Here is a 25,201-nt window from a genome sequence, read left to right as displayed (position 1 = left end):
CCGCGGTCTAGGCGAGCTTGAACACGGCCACGGACTGCACCAGTTGCTGGGCCTGGCCCTTGAGGCTTTCCGCGGCGGCCGCGCTCTGTTCGACCAGCGCGGCGTTCTGCTGCGTGGCCTGGTCCATCTGCGTGACGGCCTGGCCCACCTGCTGCACGCCGGAGCTCTGCTCCACGCTGGCGGCGCTGATCTCGGCCACGATGTCGCTCACGCGCTGGATCGACCCGACGATCTCGCCCATGGTCTTGCCGGCCTCGTCGACCAGCCGCGTGCCTTGCTCCACCTGCTCGACGCTGCGGCCGATCAGGTCCTTGATCTCGCGCGCGGCCTCGGCGCTGCGCTGCGCCAGGCTGCGTACCTCGGAGGCCACCACCGCGAAGCCACGGCCCTGCTCGCCGGCCCGTGCAGCCTCGACCGCGGCGTTCAGGGCCAGGATGTTGGTCTGGAAGGCAATGCCGTCGATGGTGCCGATGATGTCGCCGATCTTGCGGCTGCTGTCGCTGATGGCCTGCATGGTCGTGACCACGCGGCCGACCACGTCGCCACCCTGGGCGGCGACGTTGGAGGCGCCCTGCGCCAGCTGGTTGGCCTGCTGGGCGCTGTCGGCGTTGCTGCGCACGGTGGTGCCCAGTTCCTCCATCGTGGCGGCGGTCTGCTGCAGGGCGCCGGCCTGCTGCTCGGTGCGGCCCGACAGGTCCTGGTTGCCCTGCGCGATCTGCGCGCTGGCGGTGGCCACGCTCTCGGCCGTGCCGCGCACGCTGCCGACCACGCGCGACAGGCTGTGCTGCATTTCGGCCAGTGCCGCCATCAGGGGGCTGATCTCGTCGCGCGCCGAGTCGGTGATGCGCGAGGCAAGGTCGCCGTCGCGCACCTGCTCGGCCACCTTGCGTGCCTGACCGATGCGCCGTTGCAGCAGGGTGGCGACGTGCCAGCTGAACAGGGCCAGCAGCACCACGGCCGCGACCAGCACGCCCAGCACCAGGAACTTGGCCTGCGCGGCGTCGGCCTCGATCGACTCGAGATCCTTGTCGAGCGCCTCGTTCTGGTAGGCCACCGTCGCCGCCAGCTGCTCCAGCAGCTGGTTGCGGGCGGGAATCGTCTTGTCGACGAGGAAGGCGAAGGCCTCTTCGCGCTTGCCGGCCTGGATCAGCTTGAGGTTGTCCTCGCCGACGCGCCAGAAGTTCGCCACCACCGGCGGCAGCGAGGCGAAGCGGTCCTTGCCAGTCTGGGTGAACAGGCCCTGTTCGTACTTCGTCAGCAGTTCCTCGATGCGCTTGCGCTTGGCGCCCACGTCGGCCAGCGTGGCCGCCTGTTCTTCCGGCGTGCGAGACAGCATGGCGTGTCGCAGCTGCAGCGACACCCGGGTGACGTTCAGTTCCAGTTCGGCCATCAGCACCAGCTGCGGAACGCGCTGGTTCTCAGTCGAGTCGGCCTTGGCCACGACGGCGTTCAGGCGTTGGGACGTGACGACGGCGGCGGCGCCGAAGGCCAGGCCCAGCAGGGCCACCACGCCGTAGAGGCGCTGGGAGATGCTCAGGGAGGACAGTAGCGACATGTCGGGTTCTTGGGGTAGTGGAGGAGACAGAGGTTTGAAATGCCCGGCCCCTACCGCAGGCCGATGGCGAAATGTTCTCCCCTTTTCGGTGCATCGTTGGCCCGACTTGAGCCCGAAATGCGGGCCAGATCGAACGATCGGGCCCGGCGCGCACCCCTTTGGGGGGGAGCGCAGCCTCAGAGCTCGTCGATGCGGGTCGAGGTGGGCGCGCGTTCGCCCGGCGCGTCCGACAACGAGAAGCGCTCGTTGGTGCGCGTGTAGAAGCTGGCGCCGAAGCGCGCCACCGGGTGGTAGTCGCGCAGGTTCACGCGCCAGGCCTCGGTGTCGATCAGGCCGTCGCGTGCGGCCAGGCGCACGATGCGGCCGATGAAGACGTAGCGGCTCTCGGTTTCGAGCTTCTCGTGCAGCATGCACTCGAAGGCCACCGGCGCCTCCAGGATGCGCGGCGGCGCGACGCGCTGCGACGGCACCGGCGTCAGGCCCACGGCGGCCAGCTCGCTGACGTCGGAGGGGAAGGCCTCGCCGCAGTCGTGCATCTTCTGCGCCATCGGCTCGTCGGACATGTGCACCACGAACTCGCCGCTGCGCAGGATGTTGGCGGCAGTGTCCTTCAGTCGCCCGTCCTTCAGGCGGTTGATGCTGATCATCACGATCGGCGGGTCCTCGCCGACCATGTTGAACATCGAGAACGGCGCGGCATTGACCACGCCGGTGGGGCCGAGCGTGGTCACCAGCGCGATCGGCCGCGGCACGATCAGGCTGGCCATCAGCTTGTAGCGCTGGTAGGCGGTGATGCTCTCGAAGTCGACTTCGGTCAAGGGGTCCGCCTCGCGGCGCGCGCAGGGAAAGAGGCGTCCCTCTCCCGGCGCGGGAGAGGGACGGCGCACAGGTTACGCGAAGTCCGGATCAGACGATCACTTCGACCTTGGCGCGCTTGGCGACCTTGGTCCAGGTCTCGATCTGCGAGCGGATCAGCTTGACGAAGTCGTCGCCCAGCACGGGCGTCTTGCGCGGCAGGGTCTGCAGCTCGTCGAGCCGCGCCATCACGTCGGGCTTGGCGAGGATCTCGGGCATCAGCGCGGTCAGGCGCTGCGCGATCGGCGCCGGCAGGCCCTTCGGTGCCGACAGGCCGAGCCACTGCGAGCCGGTCATCGACGGGTAGCCGAGTTCGGCGAAGGTGGGAATGTTCGGCAGCGCCGGCAGGCGTGCCGGCGTGGACACGGCCAGCGCGCGCAGCGAGCCGGCCTTGAGCTGCGCCACGTTGGTGGTCACCGGGTCGAACAGGCCGTCGATCTGGCCGCCGAGCAGGTCCTGCATCGCCGGTGCGCTGCCCTGGTAGGGCACGTGGTCGTGCTCGGGCGCCTGACCTTCGATCTTGAGCAGCTCGCCGTACAGGTGGTTGGCCGAGCCGACGCCGGACGTGCCGTACTTCACCGGCTTGGTCTTGGCGGTGGTCACGTACTGGGCCAGGCTCTGGTAGGGCGACTGCGCGCGCACCAGCAGCACCATCGGCGCTTCCACCAGCATCGCCATGTGGGTGAAGTCGGCCACGGGGTCGAAGGGCATCACGTTGCGCGTGGCCGCGGCGTAGATGTGCACCGACGCATGGCTGACCAGCAGGCTGTAGCCGTCGGCCGGCTGCTTGGACACGTACTCGGTGCCGATCAGGCCGCCTGCGCCGGGGCGGTTCTCGACCACCACCGTCTGGCCGATCGCCTGAGACAGGTGGGGCGCCACGAGGCGGGCCACCGTGTCCACCAGGCCGCCGGGCGGGAACTGCGCGATCAGGCGTACCGGGCCACGGGTGGGCCACGCGGACTGGGCACTGACCCACGTCGGCGTGGACAAGGCCGCGGCACCAGCGGCAAGGACGAGACGACGCTTCATGCAGACTCCTGAATTGATGAGGTCGGTTTCTTGGGGCGGGGTCCGGCTGGCGGGATCGCCTGACCCCGGACCGCACGGTTCGTTCAAGTGCAGAAACCGTGCCATGAGCACGGCACCGTGCGAGCGCGCCGCGATGGAACGCGACTTGCACCGACCGTGCACCGCGGCCGCTGCCGGCGCACCAGGACCGTGTGACGCCCCGGTCCGGGCGCACCATCGCGGCCCGCAAGGCACCGAAGGAGACCACCGCCATGCCAGCCACCTACCTGGGGGCGCTGCCCGACCACGGGCGATTCGCGTACAGCGCCCTGCCGGCGCGGCCGCCGTACCGCTGGCCCGGCGGCGCGGGGCTGGCCGTCTATGTGGCGCTGAACCACGAGCAATTCGCCTTCGGCGAGGGCCTCGGGGCGGCCATCGGGCCGGCGTCGCCGCAGCCCGACGTGCTGAACTACAGCTGGCGCGAGTACGGCAACCGCGTCGGCGCGTGGCGCTGCCTCGAGCTGCTGGACGACCTGCGCTGGCCCGCCGCGGCGCTGGTCAACACCGCGCTGTACGACCACTGCCCGGAGCTGGTGGCCGCCTGCATGGCGCGCGGCGACGAGCTGGTGGGTCACGGCCACACCAATGCCGAGCGACAGGGCGCGCTCGACGAGGCCGGCGAGCGCGAGCTGCTGTCGCTGTGCCGCGAGCGCATCGCCCGGCACAGTGGCCGGGCCCCGGAGGGCTGGCTGTCGCCGTGGATCAGCGAGAGCCGGCTCACGCCCGACCTGCTCGCCGAGACCGGCTACCGCTACACGCTGAACTGGTGCCACGACGACCAGCCGGTGCCGATGCGCACCCGCGGCGGCACCACGCTGTGGTCGGTGCCGTACCCGCAGGAGCTGAACGACATCCCGATGATCGTGGCGCGCCAGATGGACGCGAAGGACTTCGCGCAGATGATCATCGACCACTTCGACGAGATGCTCGAACAGTCGGCGCGCCAGCCGCTGGTGATGGGCATCGCGCTGCATCCCTACCTCGTCGGGCAGCCCTACCGGCTGCGCCACCTGCGACGCGCGCTGCGGCACATCGATGCCGCGGCGCGGGGCGGTGGCGTGTGGCTGACGACACCGGGTGCCGTGTGCGCCCACGCGGCCGGCGTGGCAGGAGCTGCGCCATGAGGGCCGCGCGCCGACCCGGCGCGGCCGCGTCCGCGCTGCCGCGCGTGGGCCTGATCGGCCTGGGCACGATGGGCGGCCTGATCGGGCGGGCCCTGGTGGCCGCGGGCCACGAGGTGGTGGGCCACGACCCGGTGGCCGCCTGCCGGGCCCGCCTGCGCAAGAGCGGCGGCCGCCCGCTGTCGTCCAATGCCGAGGTGGCCCGCGAGGCGGACCTGCTGTTCACGTCGCTGCCCAGCAGCGCCGCGCTGCATGCGGTGGTGGCCGAGCTGCAGCAGGCCGAGCCGCCGTGCGCGCGCCAGATCCTGGTGGAGACCAGCACGCTGCCGCTGGCCGACAAGCTGGCTGCCGCGAAGGCGCTGCGCCGCCAGGGCCGTGCGATGGTCGACGCGCCGATCAGCGGCACCGCGACGCCGACGCCGCAGAAGACCTGGATCATGTACCTGAGCGGCACCCAGGCCGACTGCCGCGCGGTGGCCGGGCCGGCACGGGCCTTCACCCTCGACGCGCCGCGCGTGGGCGCGCTGGGCCTGGGCACGAAGATGAAGTTCGCGGCCAACCACCTGGTGGCGATCTACAACGTGGCCTATGCCGAGATGGTGACGCTGTGCCGCCGCATGGGGCTGGACCCGGCAGTGGCGCTGGCGCACCTGGGACACAGCCCGTACCTGGGCACCGGCGCGATGCGGCTGCGCGTGCCGATGATGATCGAAGGTCGCTACGAGCCGGCGACGATGAAGCTGGCGCTGTGGCAGAAGGACATGCAGGTCATCGGCGCGATGGCACGCGCGGTGCGCTGCCCCACGCCGCTGCTCGACGCCTGCGCGCCGGTCTACGCCGAGGCGCTGGACATGGGGCTGGGCGAGGCCGACACGGCCGCCGCGGCCGAGGTGCTGGCGCGCCGGTCGCAGGGCTGAGCAGGCACTTCAGGGGACGCCGCACGGCAGAATCCGCGGCCATGAGCCCTGCCGACCTGGACGCCTACCTCGAACGCATCGGCTTCACCGGCGCGCGCAGCACCACCTTCGACACGCTGGCGGCGCTGGCGCGCGCCCATGCGCAGGCGATCCCGTTCGAGAACCTCGCGGTGCTGGCCACGGGCGCGCCGGACCTGGCGCTGCCGGCACTGCAGCACAAGCTGGTGGCGCGGCGCCGCGGCGGCTACTGCTACGAGCACAACGCGCTGCTGCAGGCCGCATTGCAGGCGCTGGGGTTCGACGTGCTCGGCCTGTCGGCGCGCGTGCGCCACGGCGTGCCGCCGGAGGTGGACACGCCGCGCAGCCACATGGTGCTGCTGGTGCGCCTGCAGGGGCGGCCGCTGCTGGTGGACGCCGGCTTCGGCAGCCTCACGCTGACCGCGCCCGTGCGGCTGGACGTGGACGGCCCCCAGCGCACGCCGCACGAGCCGGTGCGCACCCTGCCGCGGGCCGACGACACCTTCGAGCTGCAGGCGCTGGTGGGCCCGGCGTGGCAGCCGCTGTACCGGTTCGACCTGGTGCGGCAATGGCCCGTGGACTACGTGCAGCAGAACTGGCACACCGCCACCCGGCCGGGCGCGCTGTTCGCCCACAACCTGGTGGTGGCGCGCCCCGCGCCCGACGGCCGCCACGTGCTGTTCAACCGCACGCTGACGCGGCGCCATCCCGACGGCCGCGCCGACCAGCGCACGATCGATTCCGAGGCCGAGCTGCAGCGCGCGCTGCGCGACGTGTTCGGGCTGGAGCCCGACGCGACGGAGCTGGCCGCGGCCTGGGCCGTGAGCGGGCGCGGCGCGCCCACGCCCACGGCGTTCGGCTAGCGCGCCGGGTTCAACGGCCGCGCTGGTCGGCCGGGACCTCGAAGCGGCGCGCCACCAGCGCCAGCCCGAGCGACAGCACCAGATACACGGCGGAGATCGCGAGGTAGGGCTCCCAGTAGCGCGAGTAGGCACCGGCCACGGTGCGCGCGGCCAGCGCCAGCTCGGCCAGGCCGATCGCCGACACCAGCGACGAGTCCTTGATCAGCGTGATGCCCTCGTTGACCAGCGCCGGCACCATGCGCCGGAAAGCCTGCGGCAGCACGATGGCGCGCATGGTCTGTGCATGCGTCAGTCCCAGGCTGTAGCCCGCCTGCGTCTGCCCGCGCGCGATGCTCTGGATGCCGGCGCGGAAGATCTCGCTGATGTAGGCGCCGGCGTTGAGCGTGAGCGCCAGGCTGCCGGAGAAGAACGCGCCGTGCTCCTGGCGGAACGCGCGTGCCGCCTCGCCGGCCAGCAGCAGGCCGGTGTCGGGATGCACCAGCGCCGGCATCAGCGCGAAGTGAACGAGCAGGATCTGCACGAACAGCGGCGTGCCGCGGAAGAACGTCACATAGGCCAGCGTCAGCGCGCGCGCGGCCCTCAACGCCCAGGCCAGCACCGGCGACGCCGGCGGCGGCGCGTCGCGCGACGTGGCCACCAGCCCCAGCAGCACGCCGAGCGCCAGCCCGGCGGCCAGCGCCACCAGCGTGAGCTTCAGCGTCATCCACAGGCCGCTCAGGAAGAGCGGCCCGTAGCCGGCCAGGATCTCCCAGCGCAGATCCACGGCCGGGCCGCCGCTCGACTACTTCGACGCGGCGGGGGCCGGCGCGGCCGCGGAGGCCGCCGCGGGTGCAGCGGGTGCAGCGCCGAAGTACTTGCCGTAGATCTGCGCGTAGCTGCCGTCGGCCTTGATGTCGGCCAGGCCCTTGTCCAGCTTGGCCAGCAGTTCGGCGTTGCCCTTCTTGACCGCGATGCCGTACTGCTCGGGCACGAAGTCCTTGTCGGACACGGTCCTGAACTTGCCGCCCGGGTTGTTGGCCACGTAATGGATCACCACGCCGTTGTCGGCCACCACGGCGTCGACGCCGCCGGCCTCCAGCTCCTTCAGTGCGAGCGGCGTGCTCTCGAAGCGCTTGATGGCGGTGCTGGTCTTGCCCATCAGCTTGGTCACGGCCTCGTCGCCGGTGGTGCCCGTCTGCACGCCGACCTTGAGCTTCTTCAGGTCGGCGAACTTCGTCACCTTGCTGTCCTGGCGCACCGCGATGAGCTGCTGCGCGTCGAAGTAGGGCTGGGTGAAGTCCATCGTGCCCTTGCGCTCGTCGGTGATCGTCACCGCCGACACGACGATGTCGCGGTCGCCCTGCGCCAGCGCGTTGAAGATGCCTTCCCACGGCGTGTTGACGAACTTGACCTCGATGCCGGCCTTGGCCGCCACGGCCTTGAGCACGTCGATGTCGAAGCCGACGATCTCGCCCTTCTCGTTCTGGCTCTCGAACGGCGCGTAGGCGGCGTCGGTGCCCACCACGTACACCTTGGCCGGCGCCGGGGCGGACGCCACCGGTGCGGCGGCCGGCGCAGGCGGCGCCTCCTTCTTGCCGCAGGCGGCGAGCAGCACGCCGGTGGCGAGCAGGGCGGCGGATTGCAGGAAGCGGCGGGTGGTCAGCGTCATGGCGTGGGGGTCCGGGGTCGAGGAGGAGAGGGCGGCAGTTTAATCAGCCGGGATCGGGTGCCGGTGCGGGCGCGGCGCGCACCAGGCGAAGCATCTCGTCGTCGCTGAAGCCGGCGCGGCGGCGCGCATCGAGGTTGAACGGCGGCCTCAGGCGCGGCGCCCGGTGGCGCTCGACCAGCACGTCGTAGTGCGCCACCGGGTCGAGCCCGTCGCGCTCGCACAGCCAGCGGTACCAGCGGTTGCCCACCGCCACATGGCCCACCTCGTCGCGCAGGATCACGTCGAGGATGCGCACGGCCGCGTCGTCGCCGGCACGCGCCAGCCGCGCCTGCATCGGCGGCGTGGCGTCCAGGCCGCGCGCCTCGAGCGTGCGTGGCACCAGGGCCATGCGCGCCACCACGTCGTCGCGGGTGCGCTCGACCATCTCCCACAGCCCGTCGTGGGCGTCGAAGGCGCCGTAGGCGCTGCCCAGCGTGCGCAGGTGGGCCGCCAGCAGCTCGAAGTGGTGCGCCTCCTCGGCGGCCACGCGCAGCCAGTCACGGTAGTAGTCGGCGGGCATGCCGGCGAAGCGCCACACCGCGTCGAGCGCGAGGCGGATCGCATTGGCCTCGATGTGCGCCACCGCGTGCAGCAGCGCGGCGCGCCCGGGCCGCGTGTGGGCCGACCGCGCGGGCAGGGCCGACGGCGGCACCAGGCGCGGCCGCTCCGGCCGGCCCGGCACGCCGGGCGGCTCGTCGAGCACCGTGTCCAGGTCAATCCACAACTTCGCCTCGCGCGAGCGCAGCGCGCGCACGGCCTCGGCCTGCGCGGACGGCTCGTTCAGGCGCAGCAGGTCGAGCGCGGCGCGTCGAAGCTCATCCATTCCTACAATTGTGCGCCGGGCCATCGCCCTTCCGACATCAAGGCCATGCCCCTCTACCGCCTCGGCGAGCATCAGCCGCAAGTCCATCCCACCGCCTGGGTCGCCGACGACGCCATCCTGGTGGGCCGCGTCGTCGTCGGTGCCGGCGCCAGCATCTGGTTCGGCTCCATCCTGCGCGCCGACAACGAGCCCATCGTCATCGGCGCCGGCAGCAACGTGCAGGAGGCCACCGTGATGCATACCGACCCCGGCTACCCGCTGACGCTGGGCGAGGGCGTGTCGGTGGGTCACCAGGCCATGCTGCACGGCTGCACCGTCGAGGACGGTGCGCTGATCGGCATCCAGTCGGTGGTGCTCAACGGGGCCGTCATCGGCGCGCGCTGCCTGCTGGGGGCGGGCGCGCTGGTCACTGAGAACAAGCGCTTCGAGCCCGAGCAGCTCATCGTCGGCTCGCCGGCCGCCGTCAAGCGCCCGCTGACGCCCGAGCAGATCGCCGGCCTGCAGCGCATCGCCGTCAACTACGCCGCGCGCGCCCAGCGCTACCGCGACACGCTGGTGAGGGTCGGATGACGGCTCCCGGCGACGAACTGCACAAGTTCCTGTTCGAGGGCCTGCCGGTGCGCGGCATGCTGGTGCGCCTGGGCGCGTCCTGGCGCGAGGTGCAGGCGCGCCATGCGCAGCAGGGCGCCTATCCGGGCCCGGTGCGATCGCTGCTGGGCGAGATGGCCGCCGCGGCCACGCTGATGCAGGCCAACATCAAGTTCGACGGCGCGCTGATCCTGCAGGTGTTCGGCGACGGCCCGGTGAAGCTGGCCGTGGCCGAGGCGCAGCCCGACCTGAGCTTTCGCGCCACGGCCAAGGTGGTGGGCGAGGTGGGCGAGGCCGACCGCCTGGCCGCGATGCTCAACGTGCGCGGCAAGGGCCGCTGCGCGATCACGCTCGACCCGAAGGACCGATCCGGCGGTGCGCAGCCCTACCAGGGCGTGGTGGCGCTGCACGGCGACCGCGGCGAGCCGCTGCAGGCCCTGGCCGAGGTGCTGGAGCACTACATGCTGCAGTCCGAGCAGCTCGACACGCGGCTGCTGCTGGCCGCAAACGACGAGGTGGCGGCCGGGTTGCTGATCCAGCGCCTGCCGGTGGAGGGCGAGGGCAACCTCGAGCGCCAGCACCGCGAGGACGAGATCGGCCTGAACGAGGCCTTCAACCGCATCGCGCATCTGGCGGCCACGCTGACGCGGGAGGAGCTGCTGACGCTGGACGCCGACACCGTGCTGCGCCGCCTGTTCTGGGAGGAGGACGTGCGCCGCTTCGAGCCGCTGGCGCCGCGCTTTGCCTGCACCTGCTCGCGCGAGCGCGTGCGCTCGATGCTGCTCGGCCTGGGCCGCGACGAGGTCGAAGGCATCGTCGCCGAGCGCGGCGACGTGGAGATCGGCTGCGACTTCTGCGGTGCGCAGTACCACTTCGACGCGGTGGACGTGGGCGACCTGTTCACGCCGCCCGCGCACCGGGCCCCCGGCTCGCCGAGCGTGAACTGAGGCGCACGCATGGTCTGGCTCACCCTGAAGGCGATGCACGTGCTGGCCGTGGTGCTGTGGGTCGGCGGCATGGCCTTCGCGCACTTCTTCCTGCGTCCCGCGGTGCAGGTGCTGGAGCCGCCGCAGCGGCTGGCGCTGATGCGGCAGGTGCTGGGCCGCTTCCTGCCCGCGGCGGGCTGGGCCGTGTTCGTGGCCCTGGGCACCGGCCTGGGCCTGGTGGCGCTGTCGCTCGGGCCCGGCGGTGCGTCGGCGATGCCGATGGCCTGGGTGCTGATGGGCGCGCTGGGCCTGGTGATGGCGGGCATCTACGCCGCCGTGCGCTTCGTGATGTTCCCGCGCTTCGTGCAGGCCTTCGACGCCCGGGACCTGCCGGCGGCTGCCGCCGCCCTGGCGCAGCTGCGCGCCTGGGTCGGCATCAACCTGGCCTTCGGCCTGGCGGTGATCGCGATCGCGGGGTTCGGCTAGTCGGTACAGGGGGGGGCTGCCGGGACAGCTCGGGACGATGGCTTGGCCGGCGCTGAAGACCAATAGCGGCCGGGCCCTGGGGGCGTCGACTGACAGATCCCGACCCGTTGCGGTCGTTCGCGTGCAAGGTACGACGCGAGCCCAGGGCCCCCCAAGCGCTCGCGACCGCCACCAGACGCGAACGTCAGCTCCTGGCCCCCTACGTCCGAGGCCTCCCGGCGCGCAGCAGCCGGTGCTCGCACTCCGGCGCGTCGCACTTCTCGCACACCCACTGCCAGCCCGCCTGCGCCGCGTCGCGTTCGGCCAGGCGCGTGAACAGGCCGCTGTCGGGTCGGGCGCGCTCGCGCAGGAGCGGCGCCGCGGCGTCCAGCGCTCGGTCCAGCCGGGCCGGGCCGTGGCCTGACACCAGCGACCAGCCGATGGCGTGGCGCGCCATCAGGTCACGCAAGGCGCTGTCCACCGGGCCGCGCACCTGCGGGCCGTCGCGCTGCAGGCCGTCGGGCACCCAGGGCAGGTCCAGCGCGGTCAGCAGCGTGAGCTGCACGCTGGCGCGGTGCGCCTGCGCCGCCCAGGCGTCGAGCGAGTCGTCGCCGAAGACGAGGCGGCTGTACACGGCGGTCATCAGCGCGGTGGTGTCGGCCACCACCACGTCATGCGTGGCGGCGGCCTGCGCCATGCGCGCCTGCTGCGCCTGCGCGATCGCCTGCTGCTCGTCGCGGCGAGGCGTGCGCTGCTCGCGTTCGCACCACTGTCGAAGGTGCTCGTCCACCGCGGTGCAGGCCAGCCCGGTGTCCTGCGCGACGCGCGTCGCCAGCGCGGCGGCCAGGGTGGTCTTGCCGGTGCTCTCGGCGCCCACCACGGCGATCACGAGTGCGGTCACCGCGCGGCTTCCAGGCGGCGCCAGGCGCGCCATCCCACCACGGACAGCACCGCGAACAGCGCATACAGCAGCACCGTGAGCCACAGGCCCTTGGCGGCGAACAGCGCGACGCTGACGACGTTGACCGCCACCCAGACGGCCCAGTTCTCGATCAGCTTGCGGCCCAGCAGCAGCTGGCCGGCGAGGCTGCCCACGGTGGGCAGCGCGTCGAGGTAGGGCACGTCGCTGTCGGTGTGGCGGTCCAGCAGCCAGCCCAGCACGGGCCACGCCGCCAGGGTGACCGTGGCCACCAGCGCGCGTTCGCGCGGCGCCATGCGGCGCACGCGCAGGGGCGTGCCGTCGCCCGTGGTGCCGCGCAGCCACTGCCACCAGCCCCACAGGGCTACCGCCACGAACACGAGCTGCAGCGCGGCTTCGCCATACAGGCGGCTGTCGAGGAACAGCAGGCCGTAGAGCAGCGAGCTGACGATCGCCAGAGGCCAGGCCACCGGATGCACTCGGAAGTTCGCCAGCACCATGGCCAGGGCGATCCAGAACGCGGCCACCTCCAGCCAGGTGACGGGGCTGCCGAAGAGGGTGAAGGCCGCGGCCAGCGCGGGGCGTGCCGCGTCGAGCAGCGCGTCGATCAAGGCCGGGTCGTGCCGCGGGCCGGCGCGGGCGAGGCGGTCACCTGCACCAGCACCTCGTCGGGTCGCACCATGCCCAGTTCCCAGCGGGCGCGTTCCTCGACCATTTCCAGGCCCTCGCGCAGGTCGCGCACCTCGGCCACGAGCTGGGCATTGCGCTCGCGCGCCGACGCGTTGGCCGCGAGCTGGCGGTCGAGCTGCAGCTGCAGGCCGATGACATGCGGCTTGCCCGTGTCACCCAGCCAGAGCTGGCCCTGCACCAGCGCCACCAGTGCCAGCAGCGCGAGCGTGGACCAGGGCAGTCGGCGCAGCGTGGCCAGTGGCATCGGGGTCAGCGCAGGTTGTAGAAGGCGGAGCGGCCGGGGTAGACGGCGATGTCGCCCAGGTCTTCCTCGATGCGCAGCAGCTGGTTGTACTTGGCGATGCGGTCGCTGCGGCTCATCGAACCGGTCTTGATCTGGCCGGCGTTGGTGCCCACCGCGATGTCGGCGATGGTGGCGTCCTCGGTCTCGCCGGAGCGGTGGCTGATGACGGCCGTGTAGTTGGCGCGCTTGGCCATCTCGATGGCGGCGAAGGTCTCGGTGAGCGTGCCGATCTGGTTGATCTTGATGAGGATCGAGTTGGCGATGCGCTTGTCGATGCCTTCCTTCAGGATCTTCGTGTTGGTGACGAACAGGTCGTCGCCCACCAGCTGCACGCGGCCGCCGAGCTTGTCGGTCAGGTGCTTCCAGCCGTCCCAGTCGCTCTCGCCCATGCCGTCCTCGATGGACACGATGGGGTACTTGTCGCACCAGGTGGCGAGGATGTCGGTCCACTCGGCGGCCGACAGCACCAGGCCCTCGCCGTCGAGGTGGTACTTGCCGTCTTTGTGGAACTCGCTGGCCGCGCAGTCCAGGCCGATGGCGATCTGCTCGCCCGGCTTGTAGCCGGCCTTGTCGATGGCCTCCAGGATCATCTGCAGCGCCGCCTCGTGGCTGGCCACGTTGGGCGCGAAGCCGCCCTCGTCGCCCACCGCGGTGGTCATGCCCTTGGCGTCGATGATCTTCTTCAGCGCGTGGAACACCTCGGCGCCGTAGCGCACCGCCTCGCGGAAGGTCGGCGCGCCCACGGGGATGATCATCAGCTCCTGCAGGTCCAGGTTGTTGTTGGCGTGCGCGCCGCCGTTGATGACGTTCATCATCGGCACCGGCAGCTGGTGCGCGCCCATGCCGCCGAAGTAGCGGTACAGCGGCAGGCCCGATTCCTCGGCCGCGGCGCGGGCCACGGCCATGCTCACCGCCAGCGTGGCGTTGGCGCCCAGGCGGCCCTTGTTGTCGCTGCCGTCGAGGTCGATCAGGGTCTTGTCCAGGAAGGCCTGCTCCGACGCGTCCAGGCCCAGCACGGCCTCGCTGATCTCGGTGTTGATGTGCTCCACGGCCTTGAGCACGCCCTTGCCGAGGTAGCGCGCCTTGTCGCCGTCGCGCAGCTCGATGGCCTCGCGGCTGCCGGTGGACGCGCCGGACGGCACGGCTGCGCGGCCCATCGTGCCGGACTCCAGCAGCACGTCGCACTCGACGGTGGGGTTGCCGCGGCTGTCCAGGATCTCCCGGCCGACGATGTCGACGATGGCGCTCATTCGGTTCCTCTCGGTTGCGTGTTCTCGGCTCAGACGGGGGCGGCGACGCCCTCGACCAGGACCATGTTGAAGTATTCGGTGGCGCCGGCGCGGCGCTGGCGCACCTGGCGGTAGTGCGCGTCGTCGTAGAAGGCCTTGGCCTGCTCATAGCTCGGGAAGCGCAGCATCGCCACGCGGTGCGGCTGCCAGTCGCCCTCGAGCGATTCGTGGCGGCCACCGCGCACCAGGTACTCGCCGCCGAAGGCCTTGACCGCAGCCGGCGCCTCGGCCATGTACTGCTTGTACTGCTCCATGTCGGTGATGTGCATCTCGACGATCAGGTAGGCGGGAGCACTCATGGTTTCGGCCTCAGCAGGAAAAGTCGTTCTCGAGCAGCGGCTGCTGCTTGACCACGCGGTCCAGCGCGACGAGCTGCTCGAGCAGCGCCTTCATGTGCTTCAGTGGCACGGCGTTGGGCCCGTCGGACAGCGCGTTCGCCGGGTCCGGATGGGTTTCCATGAACAGGCCCGCCACGCCCACGGCCACCGCCGCGCGCGACAGCACCGGCACGAACTCGCGCTGGCCGCCCGAACTGGTGCCCTGGCCGCCGGGCAGCTGCACGCTGTGCGTGGCGTCGAACACCACCGGCGCGCCGGTCTCGCGCATGATCGCCAGCGAGCGCATGTCCGACACGAGGTTGTTGTAGCCGAAGGACGCGCCGCGCTCGCAGGCCAGGAAGCTGTCCTCGGGCAGGCCCTTCTCGCGCGCGGCGGCGCGGGCCTTGTCGATCACGTTCTTCATGTCTGCCGGGGCCATGAACTGGCCCTTCTTGATGTTCACCGGCTTGCCGCTCTGGGCCACGGCACGGATGAAGTCGGTCTGGCGCGACAGGAAGGCCGGGGTCTGCAGCACGTCCACCACGGCGGCCACCGCGGGCACGTCGGCCTCGGTGTGCACGTCGGTCAGGATGGGCACATTGAGTTCGCGCCGCACCTTGGCCAGGATCTCCAGGCCGCGCTCCATGCCGGGGCCGCGGAAGGACGTGCCGCTCGAGCGGTTGGCCTTGTCGTAGCTGCTCTTGAAGATGAAGGGGATGCCGAGCGCGCCGGTGATCTCCTTCAGGCGGCCGGCCACGTCCATCTGGAGCTGTTCGCTCTCGACGACGCAGGGGCCGGAAATCAGGAAGAACGGCCGGTCCAGGCCGACGTCGAAACCGCACAGCTTCATGCGACGACCTTCACGGGGGCGTTGGTGCGTGCCGACTGGTGGTCCAGCGCCGCCTTGACGTAGTGGTTGAACAGCGGATGGCCGTCCCAGGGCGTGCTCTTGAACTCGGGGTGGAACTGCACGCCGACGAACCAGGGGTGCGCGTCCTGCGGCAGCTCGACGATCTCGGTGAGCTTCTCGCGCTGGGTGATGGCGCTGATCACCAGGCCGGCCTGCTGCAGGCGGTCCAGGTAGCGCACGTTGGCCTCGTAGCGGTGGCGGTGGCGCTCGGTGACCACGTCGCCGTAGATCCGGTGCGCCAGCGTGCCCGGCGCCACGTCGGAGCTCTGCGCGCCCAGGCGCATGGTGCCGCCGAGGTCGGACTGCGCGTCGCGCTTCTGGATCGTGCCGTCGCGGTCCTGCCACTCGTCGATCAGTGCGATGACCGGGTGCGGCGTGGCCGGGTCGAACTCGGTGCTGTTGGCGCCGGCCAGGCCCGCCAGGTGGCGCGCCACCTCGATCGTGGCGACCTGCATGCCCAGGCAGATGCCCAGGTAGGGGATGCGGTTCTCGCGCGCGTAGCGGGCGGCGAGGATCTTGCCCTCGACGCCGCGCTTGCCGAAGCCGCCGGGCACCAGCACCGCGTCGAAGCGCGCCAGCTGGCTCACGTTCTCGGGGGTCAGGGTCTCGGAGTCGACGTACTCGATGCGCACGCGGGCGTGGTTGTGGATGCCGGCATGGCGCAGCGCCTCGTTGAGCGACTTGTACGAGTCCGACAGGTCGGTGTACTTGCCGCACATGGCGATCGTGACCTCGCGCTGCGGATGCAGCACCTCCTGCACCAGGGTGTCCCAGCGGCGCAGGTCGGCCGGGCGCGTGAGCAGTTGCAGCTTCATGCACACCTGCTCGTCCAGGCCCTGCTCGTGCAGCACGCGCGGCACCTTGTAGATCACGTCCACGTCGGGCATGGAGATCACGCCGTGCAGCGGCACGTTGGTGAACAGGCTGATCTTCTCGCGCTCGTCGTCGGGGATGTAGCGGTCGGCCCGGCACAGCAGCGCGTCGGGCTGGATGCCGATCTCGCGCAGCTTCTGCACCGTGTGCTGCGTCGGCTTGGTCTTCAGCTCGCCGGCCGCGCCGATGTAGGGCACGTAGGTCAGGTGCACGAAGGCGAAGTTGGTGGCGCCGAGCTTCAGGCTCATCTGGCGCACCGCCTCCAGGAAGGGCAGGCTCTCGATGTCGCCGACCGTGCCGCCGATCTCGACGATGGCCACGTCCACCTTGTCGGCCTTGGCGCCGCGCATCACGAATTCCTGGATCTCGTTGGTGACGTGCGGGATCACCTGCACCGTCTTGCCCAGGTAGTCGCCCCGGCGCTCCTTCTCGAGCACGCTCTTGTAGATCTGGCCGGTGGTGAAATTGTTGCTGCGCTTCATCCGGGTGGTGATGAAGCGCTCGTAGTGGCCGAGGTCGAGGTCGGTCTCGGCGCCGTCGTCGGTGACGTACACCTCCCCGTGCTGGAACGGGCTCATCGTGCCCGGGTCCACGTTGAGGTACGGGTCCAGCTTGATGAGGGTGACCTTGAGGCCCCGCGATTCGAGGATCGCGGCGAGAGATGCTGACGCGATGCCCTTGCCGAGCGAGGACACCACACCGCCTGTGACGAAGACGAACTTGGTCATTTCGTGCGGCCCTCCGACGTGGTCCACGCGCGGGCCGTGGTGGTAAAGCGGGAGTATAGCGGCGGGGTCGGCGCCCCCGGGGCGTCCGGGACGGGAAGGCCGGCCCTCAGGCGTGCAGGCGGGAGATCATCGACAGCACCAGCGCCGCCGCGCGGTCCGGGTGTTCCATCGGGAACAGGTGCGTCCCGTCGGTCCACTCGAAGCGCTCGCCGGCCAGGCGCCGCGTGGCGGCCACGCCGGCGCGGCGCACCTCGACCGACTGGCGCCCGCCGACGAAGGCCAGCGGGCAGCGCAGCGGATGTCGCGCCAGCACCGTGGCCAGGTGGTGCGGGATCGTCTCGTAGATGCGCGCCTCGACCTCGCGGTCGAAACCCAGCGTCCACTGGCGCCCGTCCTTGCGGACGACGCTGTCCACGTAGTCGGCCAGCACGCGCGGGTCCCAGCGCGCGAACACCGACTTGCGGCCGAAATGCTCCAGCGCCGCGTCCCGGCTGGGCCAGTGCTGGCGGCGCAGGCGGGCGATGCGGCCGGGCGTGATGCGCCGGATCAGCCCGGTGGCCTTGGCCACGCGCAGGGTGTGGGCGCGCCAGCCTGCGATCACCGGGGAGTCGAGCAGCACCACGCCCGCGGCCAGGTCGGGCCGGCGCGACGCGGCCATCACGCTGAGCATGCCGCCGAGCGAGTGCCCGACCAGCAGCGCCGGGCCGCCGACGCGGTCGCCGATGAACTGGATCAGCTGATCGCGCAGGTGCGGCCAGTTGCTGCTGACCGGGAAGCGCGGGTCGTGCCCGTACTGGTCGACCGCGTGGACCTCGTGGCCAGCGGCGCGCCAGGCTTCGAACAGCACGCGGTAGGTGCCGGCGGGGAAGCTGTTGCCGTGGGAGAAGACGATGGGCAGCGGGCCGTCGGCCGGTGCCGGGTCGGGGGAGCGTCGTGTCACGGCGGCCATTGTCGGCCGCGATCCGGCGCCTGCTTAGGGAGGCCGACCGGTTTGCGCGTCAGACGATCTTCTCGCCCGGATGCCCGATCTTCTTCATCGGCGTGAAGCGCCGCGACGGCGACAGCAGCGGGTGCCGGGTGTCGCCGCCGTCCCAGCGCGGGTCGTCGATGCTCTCGAACACGTCGCGCAGCTTCTGGCCCCAGCTGCTGCGGATCATCTGGAAGTACGGGTTGTGCTCGTCGATGCAGACGTAGTCGTCGCTGGCGAAGCGGTCGGCGCGGTAGACCAGCAGGTCCAGCGGCAGCCCCACCGACAGGTTGGACTTGAGCGTGGAGTCCATCGACACCAGGGCGCACTTGGCGGCCTCGTCCAGCGGGGTGGCCGGCGTGATCACGCGGTCGAGGATCGGCTTGCCGTACTTGCTCTCGCCGATCTGGAAGTAGGGCGTCTCGCGCGTGGCCTCGATGAAGTTGCCGGGCGAATAGACGAGGAACATGCGCATCGCCTCGCCGCGGATCTGCCCGCCGATGACGAAGCTGGCGTTGAAGTCGATGCCGGCCGTCTTCAGGGACGCGCCGTCCTGGGCATAGACGCGGCGCACCGTGCTGCCCAGCACGCGGGCCACGTCGAACATGCTCTGGCTGTTCCAGATGGTCAGGCCCTCGCCGTCGGGGCCGCCCTCGATCTTCTCCACCTGCAGCAGCTCGCGCACCGATTGCGAGATCGACAGGTTGCCGGCCGACAGCAGCACCATGAAGCGCTCGCCGGGCTTCTCGTAGATCATCATCTTGCGAAAGCTCGCGATGTGGTCCAGGCCGGCGTTGGTGCGCGAATCGGACAGGAACACGAGGCCGGCGTCGAGGCGGATGCCCACGCAGTAGGTCATGACGGGTTTCCTTGCTGGAGCTTCTTCAGGCGGTACAGCGCGTCGAGCGCCTCGCGCGGCGACAGACTATCAGGGTCGAGGTCGGCCAGCGCGTCGGACAGCGGCGACGGAGGCGGGGCGGGCGCCGGCGGCGCGGCGGCGAACAGGTCCACCTGGGCGTCGGTGGCGCGCTGCTGCGCTTCCAGCGACTCGAGTGCCTGGCGCGCCTGGCGCACCACGCCGGCCGGCATGCCGGCCAGCCGCGCCACCTGCACGCCGTAGCTGCGGCTGGCCGGCCCCGGCTGCACCTCGTGCAGGAACACGATGTCGTGGCCGGCGCCTTCGGCGGCCGACACGTGGAAGTTCACCGCGCCCGGGTGCGTGCCGGGGAACGCGGTCAGCTCGAAGTAGTGCGTGGCGAACAGCGTGAACGATCGGTTCTTCTCGTGCAGGTGGGTGGCGATGGCGCCGGCCAGGGCCAGTCCGTCGAAGGTGGACGTGCCGCGGCCGATCTCGTCCATCAGCACCAGCGAGTGCTCGGTGGCCGCGTGCAGGATCGCGGCCGCCTCGGTCATCTCCACCATGAAGGTGGACTGCGCGTTGGCCAGGTCGTCGGCCGCACCGATGCGGGTGTGGATCGCGTCGATCGGCCCCAGCCGGCAGGCAGTGGCGGGCACGAACGAGCCGATCGACGCCAGCAGCACCGTCAGCGCCACCTGCCGCATCCACGTGCTCTTGCCGCCCATGTTGGGACCGGTCAGCACCACCATGCGGGTCTTCGCGTCGAGCCGGCAATGGTTGGCGATGAAGGGGCCGCCGCCGGTCTCCGCCAGCCGCGCCTCGACCACCGGATGGCGGCCGGACTCGATCTCCAGGCAGGGGTGGGCCACGAACTGCGGCCGGGTCCAGCCCAGCGTGGCGGCGCGCTCGGCCAGCGTGGCCAGCACGTCGGCCGCGGCCAGCGCGCGCGCCACGGCGCCCAGCGCGCCCAGGTGCGGCTGCAGTGCGTCGAGCAGCTGCTCGTACAGCAGCTTCTCGCGCGCGAGCGCACGCTCCTCGGCGGCCAGGGCCTTGTCCTCGAAGGCCTTCAGCTCGGGCGTGATGTAGCGCTCGGCGTTCTTCATCGTCTGCCGGCGCTGGTAGTCGGCCGGCACCTTGCCCACGTGCGACGAGGTCACCTCGATGTAGAAGCCATGCACCTTGTTGAACTGAACGCGCAGGTTCGGGATGCCGCTGCGCGCGCGTTCGCGCGCCTCCAGGTCGAGCAGGAAGGCGTCGCAGTTGGCGCCGATGGCGCGCAGCTCGTCCAGGTCGGCATCGTGGCCGGGTGCGATTACGCCGCCCTCGCGCAGCAGCACCGCCGGCTCCTCGGCGATGGCGGCCACCAGCAGCGCGGCGATGGCCGGGTCGGGCTGCAGGTCGGCGTGCAGCGCGTCCAGCAGCGGCGTGCCGCGCGGCAGCAGCGCCGCCAGTGCGGGCAGGGCGGCCAGCGACTGGCGCAGGCCGGCCAGTTCGCGCGGGCGCACCTGGCGCAGCGCCACGCGGGCGACGATGCGCTCCACGTCGCTGATGCCGCGCAGCGCGTCGCGCAGCGGCGCCGTGCCCGCGTCGAGCAGCTGCTGCACCGCGTCGTGGCGTGCCTGCGCCTCGGCGCGATCGCGACGCGGGTGCGTCACCCAGTGGCGCAGCGCCCGGCTGCCCATGCCGGTGCGGCAGGTGTCCAGAAGCGACAGCAGGGTGGGTGCGGTCTCGCCGCGCAGCGTCTGCGTCAGCTCGAGGTTGCGGTGCGTGGCCGGCGGCAGGTCGATCAGCTCGCCCTGCCGAGGCACTTCCAGCGTGCGCACATGGGCCAGCGCCTGGGCCTGGGTGTGCTCGGCGTAGGCCAGCAGCGCCGCGGCGGCGGCCTGCGCCAGCGGCAGGTCCTGCGCGTTGAGCCCGGCCAGGTGCGCCACGCCGAGCTGCTCGCACAGCTTGCGCGTGCCCAGCGCGGCGTCGAACTGCCAGGCCGGCCGCTCGGTGAGGGCGGCGCCGCAGGCGGCCACCGCGGGCGGCAGCGCGTCGCGGCGCACGCACAGCAGCTCGGCCGGGTCGAGCCGCGCCATCCAGCCCGGCAGGTCGCGCTCGCCGCACTCGGTCAGGCCCAGGCGCCCGCCGGCCAGGCCGAGCCAGGCCAGGCCCCAGGCGCCGCGGTCGCGCACCAGCGCCACCAGCAGCGCGTCCTGGCGCTCGGCGAGCAGCTCGCCGTCGGTGACGGTGCCGGGCGTGACCACGCGCACCACCTTGCGGTCGACCGGGCCCTTGGCCGTGGCCACGTCGCCCACCTGCTCGGCGATCGCCACCGCCTCGCCGAGGCGGATCAGCCGCGCGAGGTAGCTTTCCACCGAGTGCACCGGCACGCCGGCCATCACCACAGGCTCGCCGGCACTCTGGCCGCGCGTGGTCAGCGTGATGTCGAGCAGCCGGTTGGCCTTGCGCGCGTCGTCGAAGAACAGCTCGTAGAAGTCGCCCATGCGGTAGAACACGAGCGTGTCCGGATGCCCGGCCTTGATGCGCAGGTACTGCTGCATCATCGGCGTGTGGGCCGACAGGTCCGCCGGCAGGCTGCTGCGGGCGGGACCGGGCGTGCGAAGCGGCGACGGCGGGGCGGTCATGGGGGCGGCGTCATTGTCGCCGACGGTCGTGGCCGGCCGGTCGCCGCGCGCCGGCCATGTCGCAGCCACGGGCCGCACCCGTCGACGCGGCGACGGGCGAACCGGATACTCCGGCCCACGCCACCTGCCAGCGCGCGAACCCGGCCTGCCACCATGCACCACCCGATCCCCGCCCCCGACCGGTTCCAGGAGATGCGCGACGCCTTGCGCGAGCTCTGCCGGCGCTACGACTCCGCGTACTGGCAGAAGGTCGACGCCGATCGCGGCTACCCCGAGGCCTTCGTCGACGCGCTCACCCGGGCCGGCTGGCTGGCCGCGATGATCCCGGCCGAGTACGGCGGCTCCGGCCTCGGCCTGGCCGAAGCGACGGTGGTGATGGAGGAGGTGAACTATTCCGGCGGCAACTCCGGCGCGGTGCATGGCCAGATGTACAACATGGGCACGCTGCTGCGGCATGGGTCGGAGGCGCAGAAGGACCTGTACCTGCCCCGCATCGCCAGCGGCGCGCTGCGCCTGCAGTCGATGGCCGTGACCGAGCCGACCACCGGCACCGACACCACCCAGCTCAAGACCACCGCCGTGCGCCGGGGCGACCGCTACGTGGTCAACGGGCAGAAGGTCTGGATCTCGCGCATCCAGCACTCCGACCTGATGATCCTGCTGGCCCGCACCACGCCCCTGGCCGAGGTGACAAAAAAGAGCGAGGGCATGAGCGTCTTCATCGTCGACCTGCGCGAGGCCCTCGGCCACGGCATGACGGTGCGGCCGATTCCGAACATGGTCAATCACGAGACCCACGAGGTCTTCTTCGACAACCTGGAGATCCCGGCCGAGAACCTGATCGGCGAGGAGGGCAAGGGGTTCCGGTACATCCTCGACGGTCTGAACGACGAGCGCACGCTGATCGCCGCCGAGGTGCTGGGCGACGCCTACTGGTTCGTCGACAGGGCGCGGCGCTACGCCGGCGAGCGCGTGGTGTTCGACCGGCCGATCGGCCAGAACCAGGGCGTGGCCTTCCCGATCGCCGACGCCTACATCGAGACCGAGGCCGCCAACCTGATGCGCTGGAAGGCCTGCGAGCTGTTCGACGCCGGCCAGCCCTGCGGCGCCGAGGCCAACATGGCGAAGTACCTTGCCGCCAAGGCCTCGTGGGAGGCCGCCAACGTGTGCCTGCAGACGCACGGCGGCTTCGGCTTCGCGCGCGAATACGACGTGGAGCGCAAGTTCCGCGAGACACGGCTGTACCAGGTGGCGCCGATCTCCACCAACCTCATCTATGCCTACGTGGCCGAGCATGTGCTCGGCCTGCCGCGCAGCTACTGACGGAGAGACCGACATGCAGAGACACTTCATTGGCGGGCGCTGGGTCGACAGCGCGTCGGGGCAGACGCTGCCGGTGCTCGACCCCAGCACCGGCGAGGCCTTCGACACGCTGGCGCGCGGCGATGCGCGCGACGTGGACCGCGCCGTGGCCGCCGCGCGCGACGCGCTGGCCGGGCCCTGGGGCCGCATGAGCGCCACCGAGCGCGGCCGCATCCTGATGCGCATGTCCGCGCTGACGCTCGAGCGTGCCGAGACCCTGGCGCGGCTGGAAGCGCGCGACACCGGCAAGCCGATGGCGCAGGCGCGCAACGACATCCAGGTGGCCGCGCGCTACCTGGAGTACTACGGCAGCGCGGCCGACAAGCTGCACGGCGAGGTCGTGCCCTACCTGGAGGACTTCCACGTCGTCGTGCTGCACGAGCCCTACGGCGTCACCGGGCACATCCTGCCGTGGAACTACCCGGCGCAGATGTTCGGCCGCTCGATCGCGCCGGCGCTGGCCACCGGCAACGCGTCGGTGCTCAAGCCGTCGGAGGACGCCTGCCTGACGCCGCTGGCGTTCTGCGACATCGCCGCCGAGGCCGGTCTGCCCGCCGGTGCGCTCAACGTGGTCACCGGCCTGGGCGAGGAGGCGGGGGCGGCGCTGTGCGACCACCCCGACGTGCGCCTGGTCACCTTCACCGGCTCGCCCGAGGTGGGCGCACTGGTGCAGCAGGCCACCGGGCGCCGTGTCGTCAAGTGCGTGCTGGAACTGGGCGGCAAGTCGCCGCACATCGTGTTCGACGACGCCGACCTCGAACGTGCGTCGACCTTCATCCTGAAGGCGATCACGCAGAACGCCGGGCAGACCTGCTCGGCGGGCAGCCGCCTGCTCGTGCAGCGCAGCATCTTCGATCGCTTCGTGGCTCAGGTGGCGCAGCGCTTCCAGCAGGCCGTGGCCGGCACGCCCGAGATGGACCGCGACTGCGGCCCGCTGATCAACGCAGCGCAGAAGGCGCGCGTCGAAGGCTTCATCCGCCAGGCGGTCGACTCGGGCATCCCGATGATCGCGCAGGGGCGCGTGGCCGAGGGCGTGGCGCCGGGCGGCTACTACGTGCCACCGACGATGTTCGGGCCGGTGCCGCGCGACCACCGGCTGGCCTGCGAGGAGGTCTTCGGCCCGGTGCTGGCGGCGATCCCGTTCGACGACGAGGACGACGCGGTGGCGCTGGCCAATGCCACCGACTACGGCCTGATCGCCGCGGTGTGGACGCGCGACGGCGGGCGCCAGACGCGCGTGGCCAAGCGCATGCAGTGCGGGCAGGTGTACGTCAACTGCTACGGCGCCGGCGGCGGCGTGGAGCTGCCCTTCGGCGGCGTCAAGAAAAGCGGCCACGGCCGCGAGAAGGGCTTCGTCGCGCTGCAGGAGTTCTGCACCATCAAGACGGTGGTGCAGTACCACGGCCGCTGACGCAGCCCGGGGCGCGGCCGCGCCGGCCGCCGTGCCGACTCAGGAGCCCTTGCGCACGCGTGCGGGCGCGCGCGGCGGCGCGCGGTCGGCCGCGGGCGGCTCGGCACGTGCGGCGCGGGGCCGGGCGGTGAGCGTCTTCTTGGGCTTGGCCGGCGTGGCTTCGCCGAGCGCGGCAGCCAGCACGTCCTCGGGCGTGGGCGCGGCGGTGGCCGCACCGGGTGCCGGCGACTCGTCGGCCTTGATCGCGCGCGAATAGGGCGCGAGCATCTGGACCAGCTGACCGTACACCTTGGGCGTGCCGGCCACCACCTCGCGCTGGTAGAGGAAGTCGGCCTCGCCGGTGAAGTTGCCGATCAGGCCGCCGGCCTCGGTGATGATCAGCGAGCCCGCGGCCACGTCCCAGGGGTTCAGGCCGGTCTCGAAGAAGCCGTCGTACCAGCCGGCGGCCACGTAGCACAGGTCCAGCGCGGCGGCCCCCGGGCGGCGCACGCCGGCGCAGTGCTGCATCACCTGCTCGAACATCTCCACGTAGCGCTTGAAGTTGTCGCCCTTGCGGAACGGGAAGCCGGTGCCGATCAGCGAGTCGGCCAGCCGCGTGCGCTTGGACACGCGCAGGCGCCGGTCGTTGAGGAACGCCCCGCGCCCCTTGCTGGCCAGGAACAGGTCGTTGCGCGACGGGTCGTACACCACGGCCTGCTCCACCTTGCCGCGGAACGCGAGCGCGATCGACACCGCATACACCGGCAGGCCGTGGATGAAGTTGGTGGTGCCGTCCAGCGGATCGATGATCCACAGGTACTCGCTGTGCTTGGCGCCATGGGTGCGGCCGGACTCCTCGGCCAGGATCGCATGGCCCGGGTAGGCGGTGAGCAGCGTCTCGATGATCGCCTGCTCGGCGGCCTGGTCGACCTCGGTCACGAAGTCGTTGACGCCCTTGGTGGTGATGGCCAGCCGCTCCACGTCGATCGCCGCGCGGTTGATGATCGATCCGGCTGCGCGCGCCGCCTTGACGGCGATGTTGAGCATCGGGTGGAGGGTCTGCTGCTGGGACATGGCGTGGCGGGGCCTTCGGGC

The 25,201-nt window shown here is 71.6% G+C and carries 25 protein-coding genes; 8 read left to right on the top strand and 17 right to left on the bottom strand.

The annotated features are described in order from the left end of the window. Nucleotides 1-7: 7 nt before the first annotated feature. The 3 genes from AC2EAQ_RS04295 to AC2EAQ_RS04285 form a co-directional block, all read right to left on the bottom strand. On the bottom strand, nt 8-1,555 hold the full coding sequence (locus tag AC2EAQ_RS04295; RefSeq protein WP_484640534.1) for a methyl-accepting chemotaxis protein: 1,548 nt from the start codon (nt 1,553-1,555) through the stop codon (nt 8-10). 176 nt (nt 1,556-1,731) lie between these two features. Further along, nucleotides 1,732-2,373 (bottom strand): flavin reductase family protein, encoded by a 642-nt coding sequence (locus tag AC2EAQ_RS04290; protein WP_484640533.1) that lies wholly within the window; start codon nt 2,371-2,373, stop codon nt 1,732-1,734. 88 nt (nt 2,374-2,461) lie between these two features. After that, the gene (locus AC2EAQ_RS04285) at nt 2,462-3,442 is read right to left on the bottom strand and encodes a Bug family tripartite tricarboxylate transporter substrate binding protein (RefSeq protein ID WP_484640532.1); all 981 of its coding nucleotides are present in this window, start codon (nt 3,440-3,442) and stop codon (nt 2,462-2,464) included. A 251-nt stretch (nt 3,443-3,693) separates the two neighbouring features. Here AC2EAQ_RS04285 and AC2EAQ_RS04280 point away from each other — a divergent pair, with 251 nt between their 5' ends. Genes AC2EAQ_RS04280 through AC2EAQ_RS04270 form a run of 3 tightly spaced genes read left to right on the top strand, consistent with a single transcriptional unit; the run spans nt 3,694 to nt 6,400 of the window. Further along, complete coding sequence (locus tag AC2EAQ_RS04280; protein ID WP_484640531.1) at nt 3,694-4,605, top strand: polysaccharide deacetylase family protein; 912 nt, start codon at nt 3,694-3,696, stop codon at nt 4,603-4,605. Next, nucleotides 4,602-5,519 (top strand): NAD(P)-dependent oxidoreductase, encoded by a 918-nt coding sequence (locus AC2EAQ_RS04275; protein ID WP_484640530.1) that lies wholly within the window; start codon nt 4,602-4,604, stop codon nt 5,517-5,519. The genes AC2EAQ_RS04280 and AC2EAQ_RS04275 overlap by 4 nt, the downstream gene beginning before the upstream one ends. Nucleotides 5,520-5,560: 41 nt before the next feature. After that, the gene (locus tag AC2EAQ_RS04270) at nt 5,561-6,400 is read left to right on the top strand and encodes an arylamine N-acetyltransferase family protein (protein ID WP_484640529.1); all 840 of its coding nucleotides are present in this window, start codon (nt 5,561-5,563) and stop codon (nt 6,398-6,400) included. A 10-nt stretch (nt 6,401-6,410) separates the two neighbouring features. Here AC2EAQ_RS04270 and AC2EAQ_RS04265 read toward each other — a convergent pair whose 3' ends face one another. From AC2EAQ_RS04265 to AC2EAQ_RS04255, 3 genes are read right to left on the bottom strand one after another with little or no spacing between them, the layout of a single operon-like run. Beyond that, on the bottom strand, nt 6,411-7,163 hold the full coding sequence (locus tag AC2EAQ_RS04265; RefSeq protein ID WP_484640528.1) for an amino acid ABC transporter permease: 753 nt from the start codon (nt 7,161-7,163) through the stop codon (nt 6,411-6,413). Nucleotides 7,164-7,181: 18 nt separating this feature from the next. After that, nucleotides 7,182-8,048 carry a basic amino acid ABC transporter substrate-binding protein gene (locus tag AC2EAQ_RS04260; protein WP_484640527.1) on the bottom strand — a complete coding sequence of 289 codons (867 nt, stop codon included), beginning with the start codon at nt 8,046-8,048 and terminating at the stop codon, nt 7,182-7,184. A gap of 43 nt (nt 8,049-8,091) precedes the next feature. After that, entirely contained in the window at nt 8,092-8,910 is an 819-nt protein-coding gene (locus tag AC2EAQ_RS04255) for a ferritin-like domain-containing protein (RefSeq protein WP_484640526.1), read from the bottom strand. Between the two features lie 45 nt (nt 8,911-8,955). Between AC2EAQ_RS04255 and AC2EAQ_RS04250 the strand changes: the two genes are divergently transcribed. The 3 genes from AC2EAQ_RS04250 to AC2EAQ_RS04240 are packed head-to-tail and all read left to right on the top strand — an operon-like array spanning nt 8,956 to nt 10,910. Further along, nucleotides 8,956-9,480: a gamma carbonic anhydrase family protein gene (locus tag AC2EAQ_RS04250; RefSeq protein ID WP_484640525.1), complete on the top strand. Its 525-nt coding sequence runs from the start codon at nt 8,956-8,958 to the stop codon at nt 9,478-9,480. After that, nucleotides 9,477-10,445, top strand: a complete 969-nt coding sequence (gene hslO / locus AC2EAQ_RS04245; protein ID WP_484640524.1) for an Hsp33 family molecular chaperone HslO — start codon at nt 9,477-9,479, stop codon at nt 10,443-10,445. The genes AC2EAQ_RS04250 and hslO overlap by 4 nt, the downstream gene beginning before the upstream one ends. Before the next feature lie 9 nt (nt 10,446-10,454). Further along, entirely contained in the window at nt 10,455-10,910 is a 456-nt protein-coding gene (locus AC2EAQ_RS04240) for a CopD family protein (RefSeq protein WP_484640523.1), read from the top strand. A gap of 199 nt (nt 10,911-11,109) precedes the next feature. Here the strand turns inward: AC2EAQ_RS04240 and AC2EAQ_RS04235 are convergent, their stop codons facing one another. The 10 genes from AC2EAQ_RS04235 to mutS form a co-directional block, all read right to left on the bottom strand. Next, complete coding sequence (locus AC2EAQ_RS04235; RefSeq protein WP_484640522.1) at nt 11,110-11,790, bottom strand: AAA family ATPase; 681 nt, start codon at nt 11,788-11,790, stop codon at nt 11,110-11,112. Continuing rightward, nucleotides 11,787-12,419, bottom strand: coding sequence for a nicotinamide riboside transporter PnuC (pnuC, locus tag AC2EAQ_RS04230; RefSeq protein ID WP_484640521.1), 633 nt, complete (start codon nt 12,417-12,419; stop codon nt 11,787-11,789). The genes AC2EAQ_RS04235 and pnuC overlap by 4 nt, the downstream gene beginning before the upstream one ends. Beyond that, complete coding sequence (locus AC2EAQ_RS04225; RefSeq protein ID WP_484640520.1) at nt 12,416-12,742, bottom strand: FtsB family cell division protein; 327 nt, start codon at nt 12,740-12,742, stop codon at nt 12,416-12,418. Before AC2EAQ_RS04225 ends, pnuC begins: the two co-directional genes overlap by 4 nt. Before the next feature lie 5 nt (nt 12,743-12,747). Continuing rightward, nucleotides 12,748-14,031: a phosphopyruvate hydratase gene (gene eno / locus AC2EAQ_RS04220; protein WP_484640519.1), complete on the bottom strand. Its 1,284-nt coding sequence runs from the start codon at nt 14,029-14,031 to the stop codon at nt 12,748-12,750. 29 nt (nt 14,032-14,060) lie between these two features. Next, nucleotides 14,061-14,369 (bottom strand): DUF1330 domain-containing protein, encoded by a 309-nt coding sequence (locus AC2EAQ_RS04215; RefSeq protein ID WP_484640517.1) that lies wholly within the window; start codon nt 14,367-14,369, stop codon nt 14,061-14,063. Nucleotides 14,370-14,379: 10 nt separating this feature from the next. After that, the gene (gene kdsA, locus AC2EAQ_RS04210) at nt 14,380-15,237 is read right to left on the bottom strand and encodes a 3-deoxy-8-phosphooctulonate synthase (RefSeq protein WP_484640515.1); all 858 of its coding nucleotides are present in this window, start codon (nt 15,235-15,237) and stop codon (nt 14,380-14,382) included. Continuing rightward, the gene (gene pyrG, locus AC2EAQ_RS04205) at nt 15,234-16,898 is read right to left on the bottom strand and encodes a CTP synthase (protein WP_484640514.1); all 1,665 of its coding nucleotides are present in this window, start codon (nt 16,896-16,898) and stop codon (nt 15,234-15,236) included. Before pyrG ends, kdsA begins: the two co-directional genes overlap by 4 nt. A gap of 106 nt (nt 16,899-17,004) precedes the next feature. Further along, on the bottom strand, nt 17,005-17,838 hold the full coding sequence (locus tag AC2EAQ_RS04200; protein WP_484640513.1) for an alpha/beta fold hydrolase: 834 nt from the start codon (nt 17,836-17,838) through the stop codon (nt 17,005-17,007). 58 nt (nt 17,839-17,896) lie between these two features. Beyond that, nucleotides 17,897-18,724, bottom strand: coding sequence for a proteasome-type protease (locus AC2EAQ_RS04195; protein ID WP_484640512.1), 828 nt, complete (start codon nt 18,722-18,724; stop codon nt 17,897-17,899). Then, entirely contained in the window at nt 18,721-21,354 is a 2,634-nt protein-coding gene (gene mutS, locus AC2EAQ_RS04190) for a DNA mismatch repair protein MutS (protein ID WP_484640510.1), read from the bottom strand. The genes AC2EAQ_RS04195 and mutS overlap by 4 nt, the downstream gene beginning before the upstream one ends. A gap of 153 nt (nt 21,355-21,507) precedes the next feature. Between mutS and AC2EAQ_RS04185 the strand changes: the two genes are divergently transcribed. Together AC2EAQ_RS04185 and AC2EAQ_RS04180 are read left to right on the top strand one after the other, a co-directional pair. Further along, nucleotides 21,508-22,677 (top strand): acyl-CoA dehydrogenase family protein, encoded by a 1,170-nt coding sequence (locus AC2EAQ_RS04185; RefSeq protein WP_484640509.1) that lies wholly within the window; start codon nt 21,508-21,510, stop codon nt 22,675-22,677. A gap of 13 nt (nt 22,678-22,690) precedes the next feature. Next, a complete protein-coding gene (locus tag AC2EAQ_RS04180) occupies nt 22,691-24,127 on the top strand; it encodes an aldehyde dehydrogenase family protein (RefSeq protein ID WP_484640508.1) in 1,437 nt (478 codons plus the stop codon). A gap of 39 nt (nt 24,128-24,166) precedes the next feature. Here the strand turns inward: AC2EAQ_RS04180 and AC2EAQ_RS04175 are convergent, their stop codons facing one another. Continuing rightward, complete coding sequence (locus AC2EAQ_RS04175; RefSeq protein WP_484640507.1) at nt 24,167-25,180, bottom strand: inositol monophosphatase family protein; 1,014 nt, start codon at nt 25,178-25,180, stop codon at nt 24,167-24,169. Nucleotides 25,181-25,201 lie beyond the last annotated feature (21 nt).

Source organism: Aquabacterium sp. T101, assembly GCF_057219775.1.
Note: the sequence above shows the minus strand (reverse complement) of the source record. Positions and strands in the feature narration are given on the sequence as shown.

Bases quoted from the DNA above. Each gene is read 5' to 3' on its own strand.
- kdsA (WP_484640515.1), bottom strand. From the start codon at position 15,237: ATGAAGCTGTGCGGTTTCGACGTCGGCCTGGACCGGCCGTTCTTCCTG.
- pyrG (WP_484640514.1), bottom strand. From the start codon at position 16,898: ATGACCAAGTTCGTCTTCGTCACAGGCGGTGTGGTGTCCTCGCTCGGC.
- AC2EAQ_RS04240 (WP_484640523.1), top strand. From the start codon at position 10,455: ATGGTCTGGCTCACCCTGAAGGCGATGCACGTGCTGGCCGTGGTGCTG.
- AC2EAQ_RS04285 (WP_484640532.1), bottom strand. From the start codon at position 3,442: ATGAAGCGTCGTCTCGTCCTTGCCGCTGGTGCCGCGGCCTTGTCCACG.
- AC2EAQ_RS04180 (WP_484640508.1), top strand. From the start codon at position 22,691: ATGCAGAGACACTTCATTGGCGGGCGCTGGGTCGACAGCGCGTCGGGG.
- AC2EAQ_RS04275 (WP_484640530.1), top strand. From the start codon at position 4,602: ATGAGGGCCGCGCGCCGACCCGGCGCGGCCGCGTCCGCGCTGCCGCGC.
- AC2EAQ_RS04280 (WP_484640531.1), top strand. From the start codon at position 3,694: ATGCCAGCCACCTACCTGGGGGCGCTGCCCGACCACGGGCGATTCGCG.
- AC2EAQ_RS04295 (WP_484640534.1), bottom strand. From the start codon at position 1,555: ATGTCGCTACTGTCCTCCCTGAGCATCTCCCAGCGCCTCTACGGCGTG.
- AC2EAQ_RS04215 (WP_484640517.1), bottom strand. From the start codon at position 14,369: ATGAGTGCTCCCGCCTACCTGATCGTCGAGATGCACATCACCGACATG.
- AC2EAQ_RS04175 (WP_484640507.1), bottom strand. From the start codon at position 25,180: ATGTCCCAGCAGCAGACCCTCCACCCGATGCTCAACATCGCCGTCAAG.
- hslO (WP_484640524.1), top strand. From the start codon at position 9,477: ATGACGGCTCCCGGCGACGAACTGCACAAGTTCCTGTTCGAGGGCCTG.
- AC2EAQ_RS04270 (WP_484640529.1), top strand. From the start codon at position 5,561: ATGAGCCCTGCCGACCTGGACGCCTACCTCGAACGCATCGGCTTCACC.
- eno (WP_484640519.1), bottom strand. From the start codon at position 14,031: ATGAGCGCCATCGTCGACATCGTCGGCCGGGAGATCCTGGACAGCCGC.
- AC2EAQ_RS04225 (WP_484640520.1), bottom strand. From the start codon at position 12,742: ATGCCACTGGCCACGCTGCGCCGACTGCCCTGGTCCACGCTCGCGCTG.
- AC2EAQ_RS04195 (WP_484640512.1), bottom strand. From the start codon at position 18,724: ATGACCTACTGCGTGGGCATCCGCCTCGACGCCGGCCTCGTGTTCCTG.
- AC2EAQ_RS04260 (WP_484640527.1), bottom strand. From the start codon at position 8,048: ATGACGCTGACCACCCGCCGCTTCCTGCAATCCGCCGCCCTGCTCGCC.
- AC2EAQ_RS04255 (WP_484640526.1), bottom strand. From the start codon at position 8,910: ATGGATGAGCTTCGACGCGCCGCGCTCGACCTGCTGCGCCTGAACGAG.
- AC2EAQ_RS04250 (WP_484640525.1), top strand. From the start codon at position 8,956: ATGCCCCTCTACCGCCTCGGCGAGCATCAGCCGCAAGTCCATCCCACC.
- AC2EAQ_RS04185 (WP_484640509.1), top strand. From the start codon at position 21,508: ATGCACCACCCGATCCCCGCCCCCGACCGGTTCCAGGAGATGCGCGAC.
- mutS (WP_484640510.1), bottom strand. From the start codon at position 21,354: ATGACCGCCCCGCCGTCGCCGCTTCGCACGCCCGGTCCCGCCCGCAGC.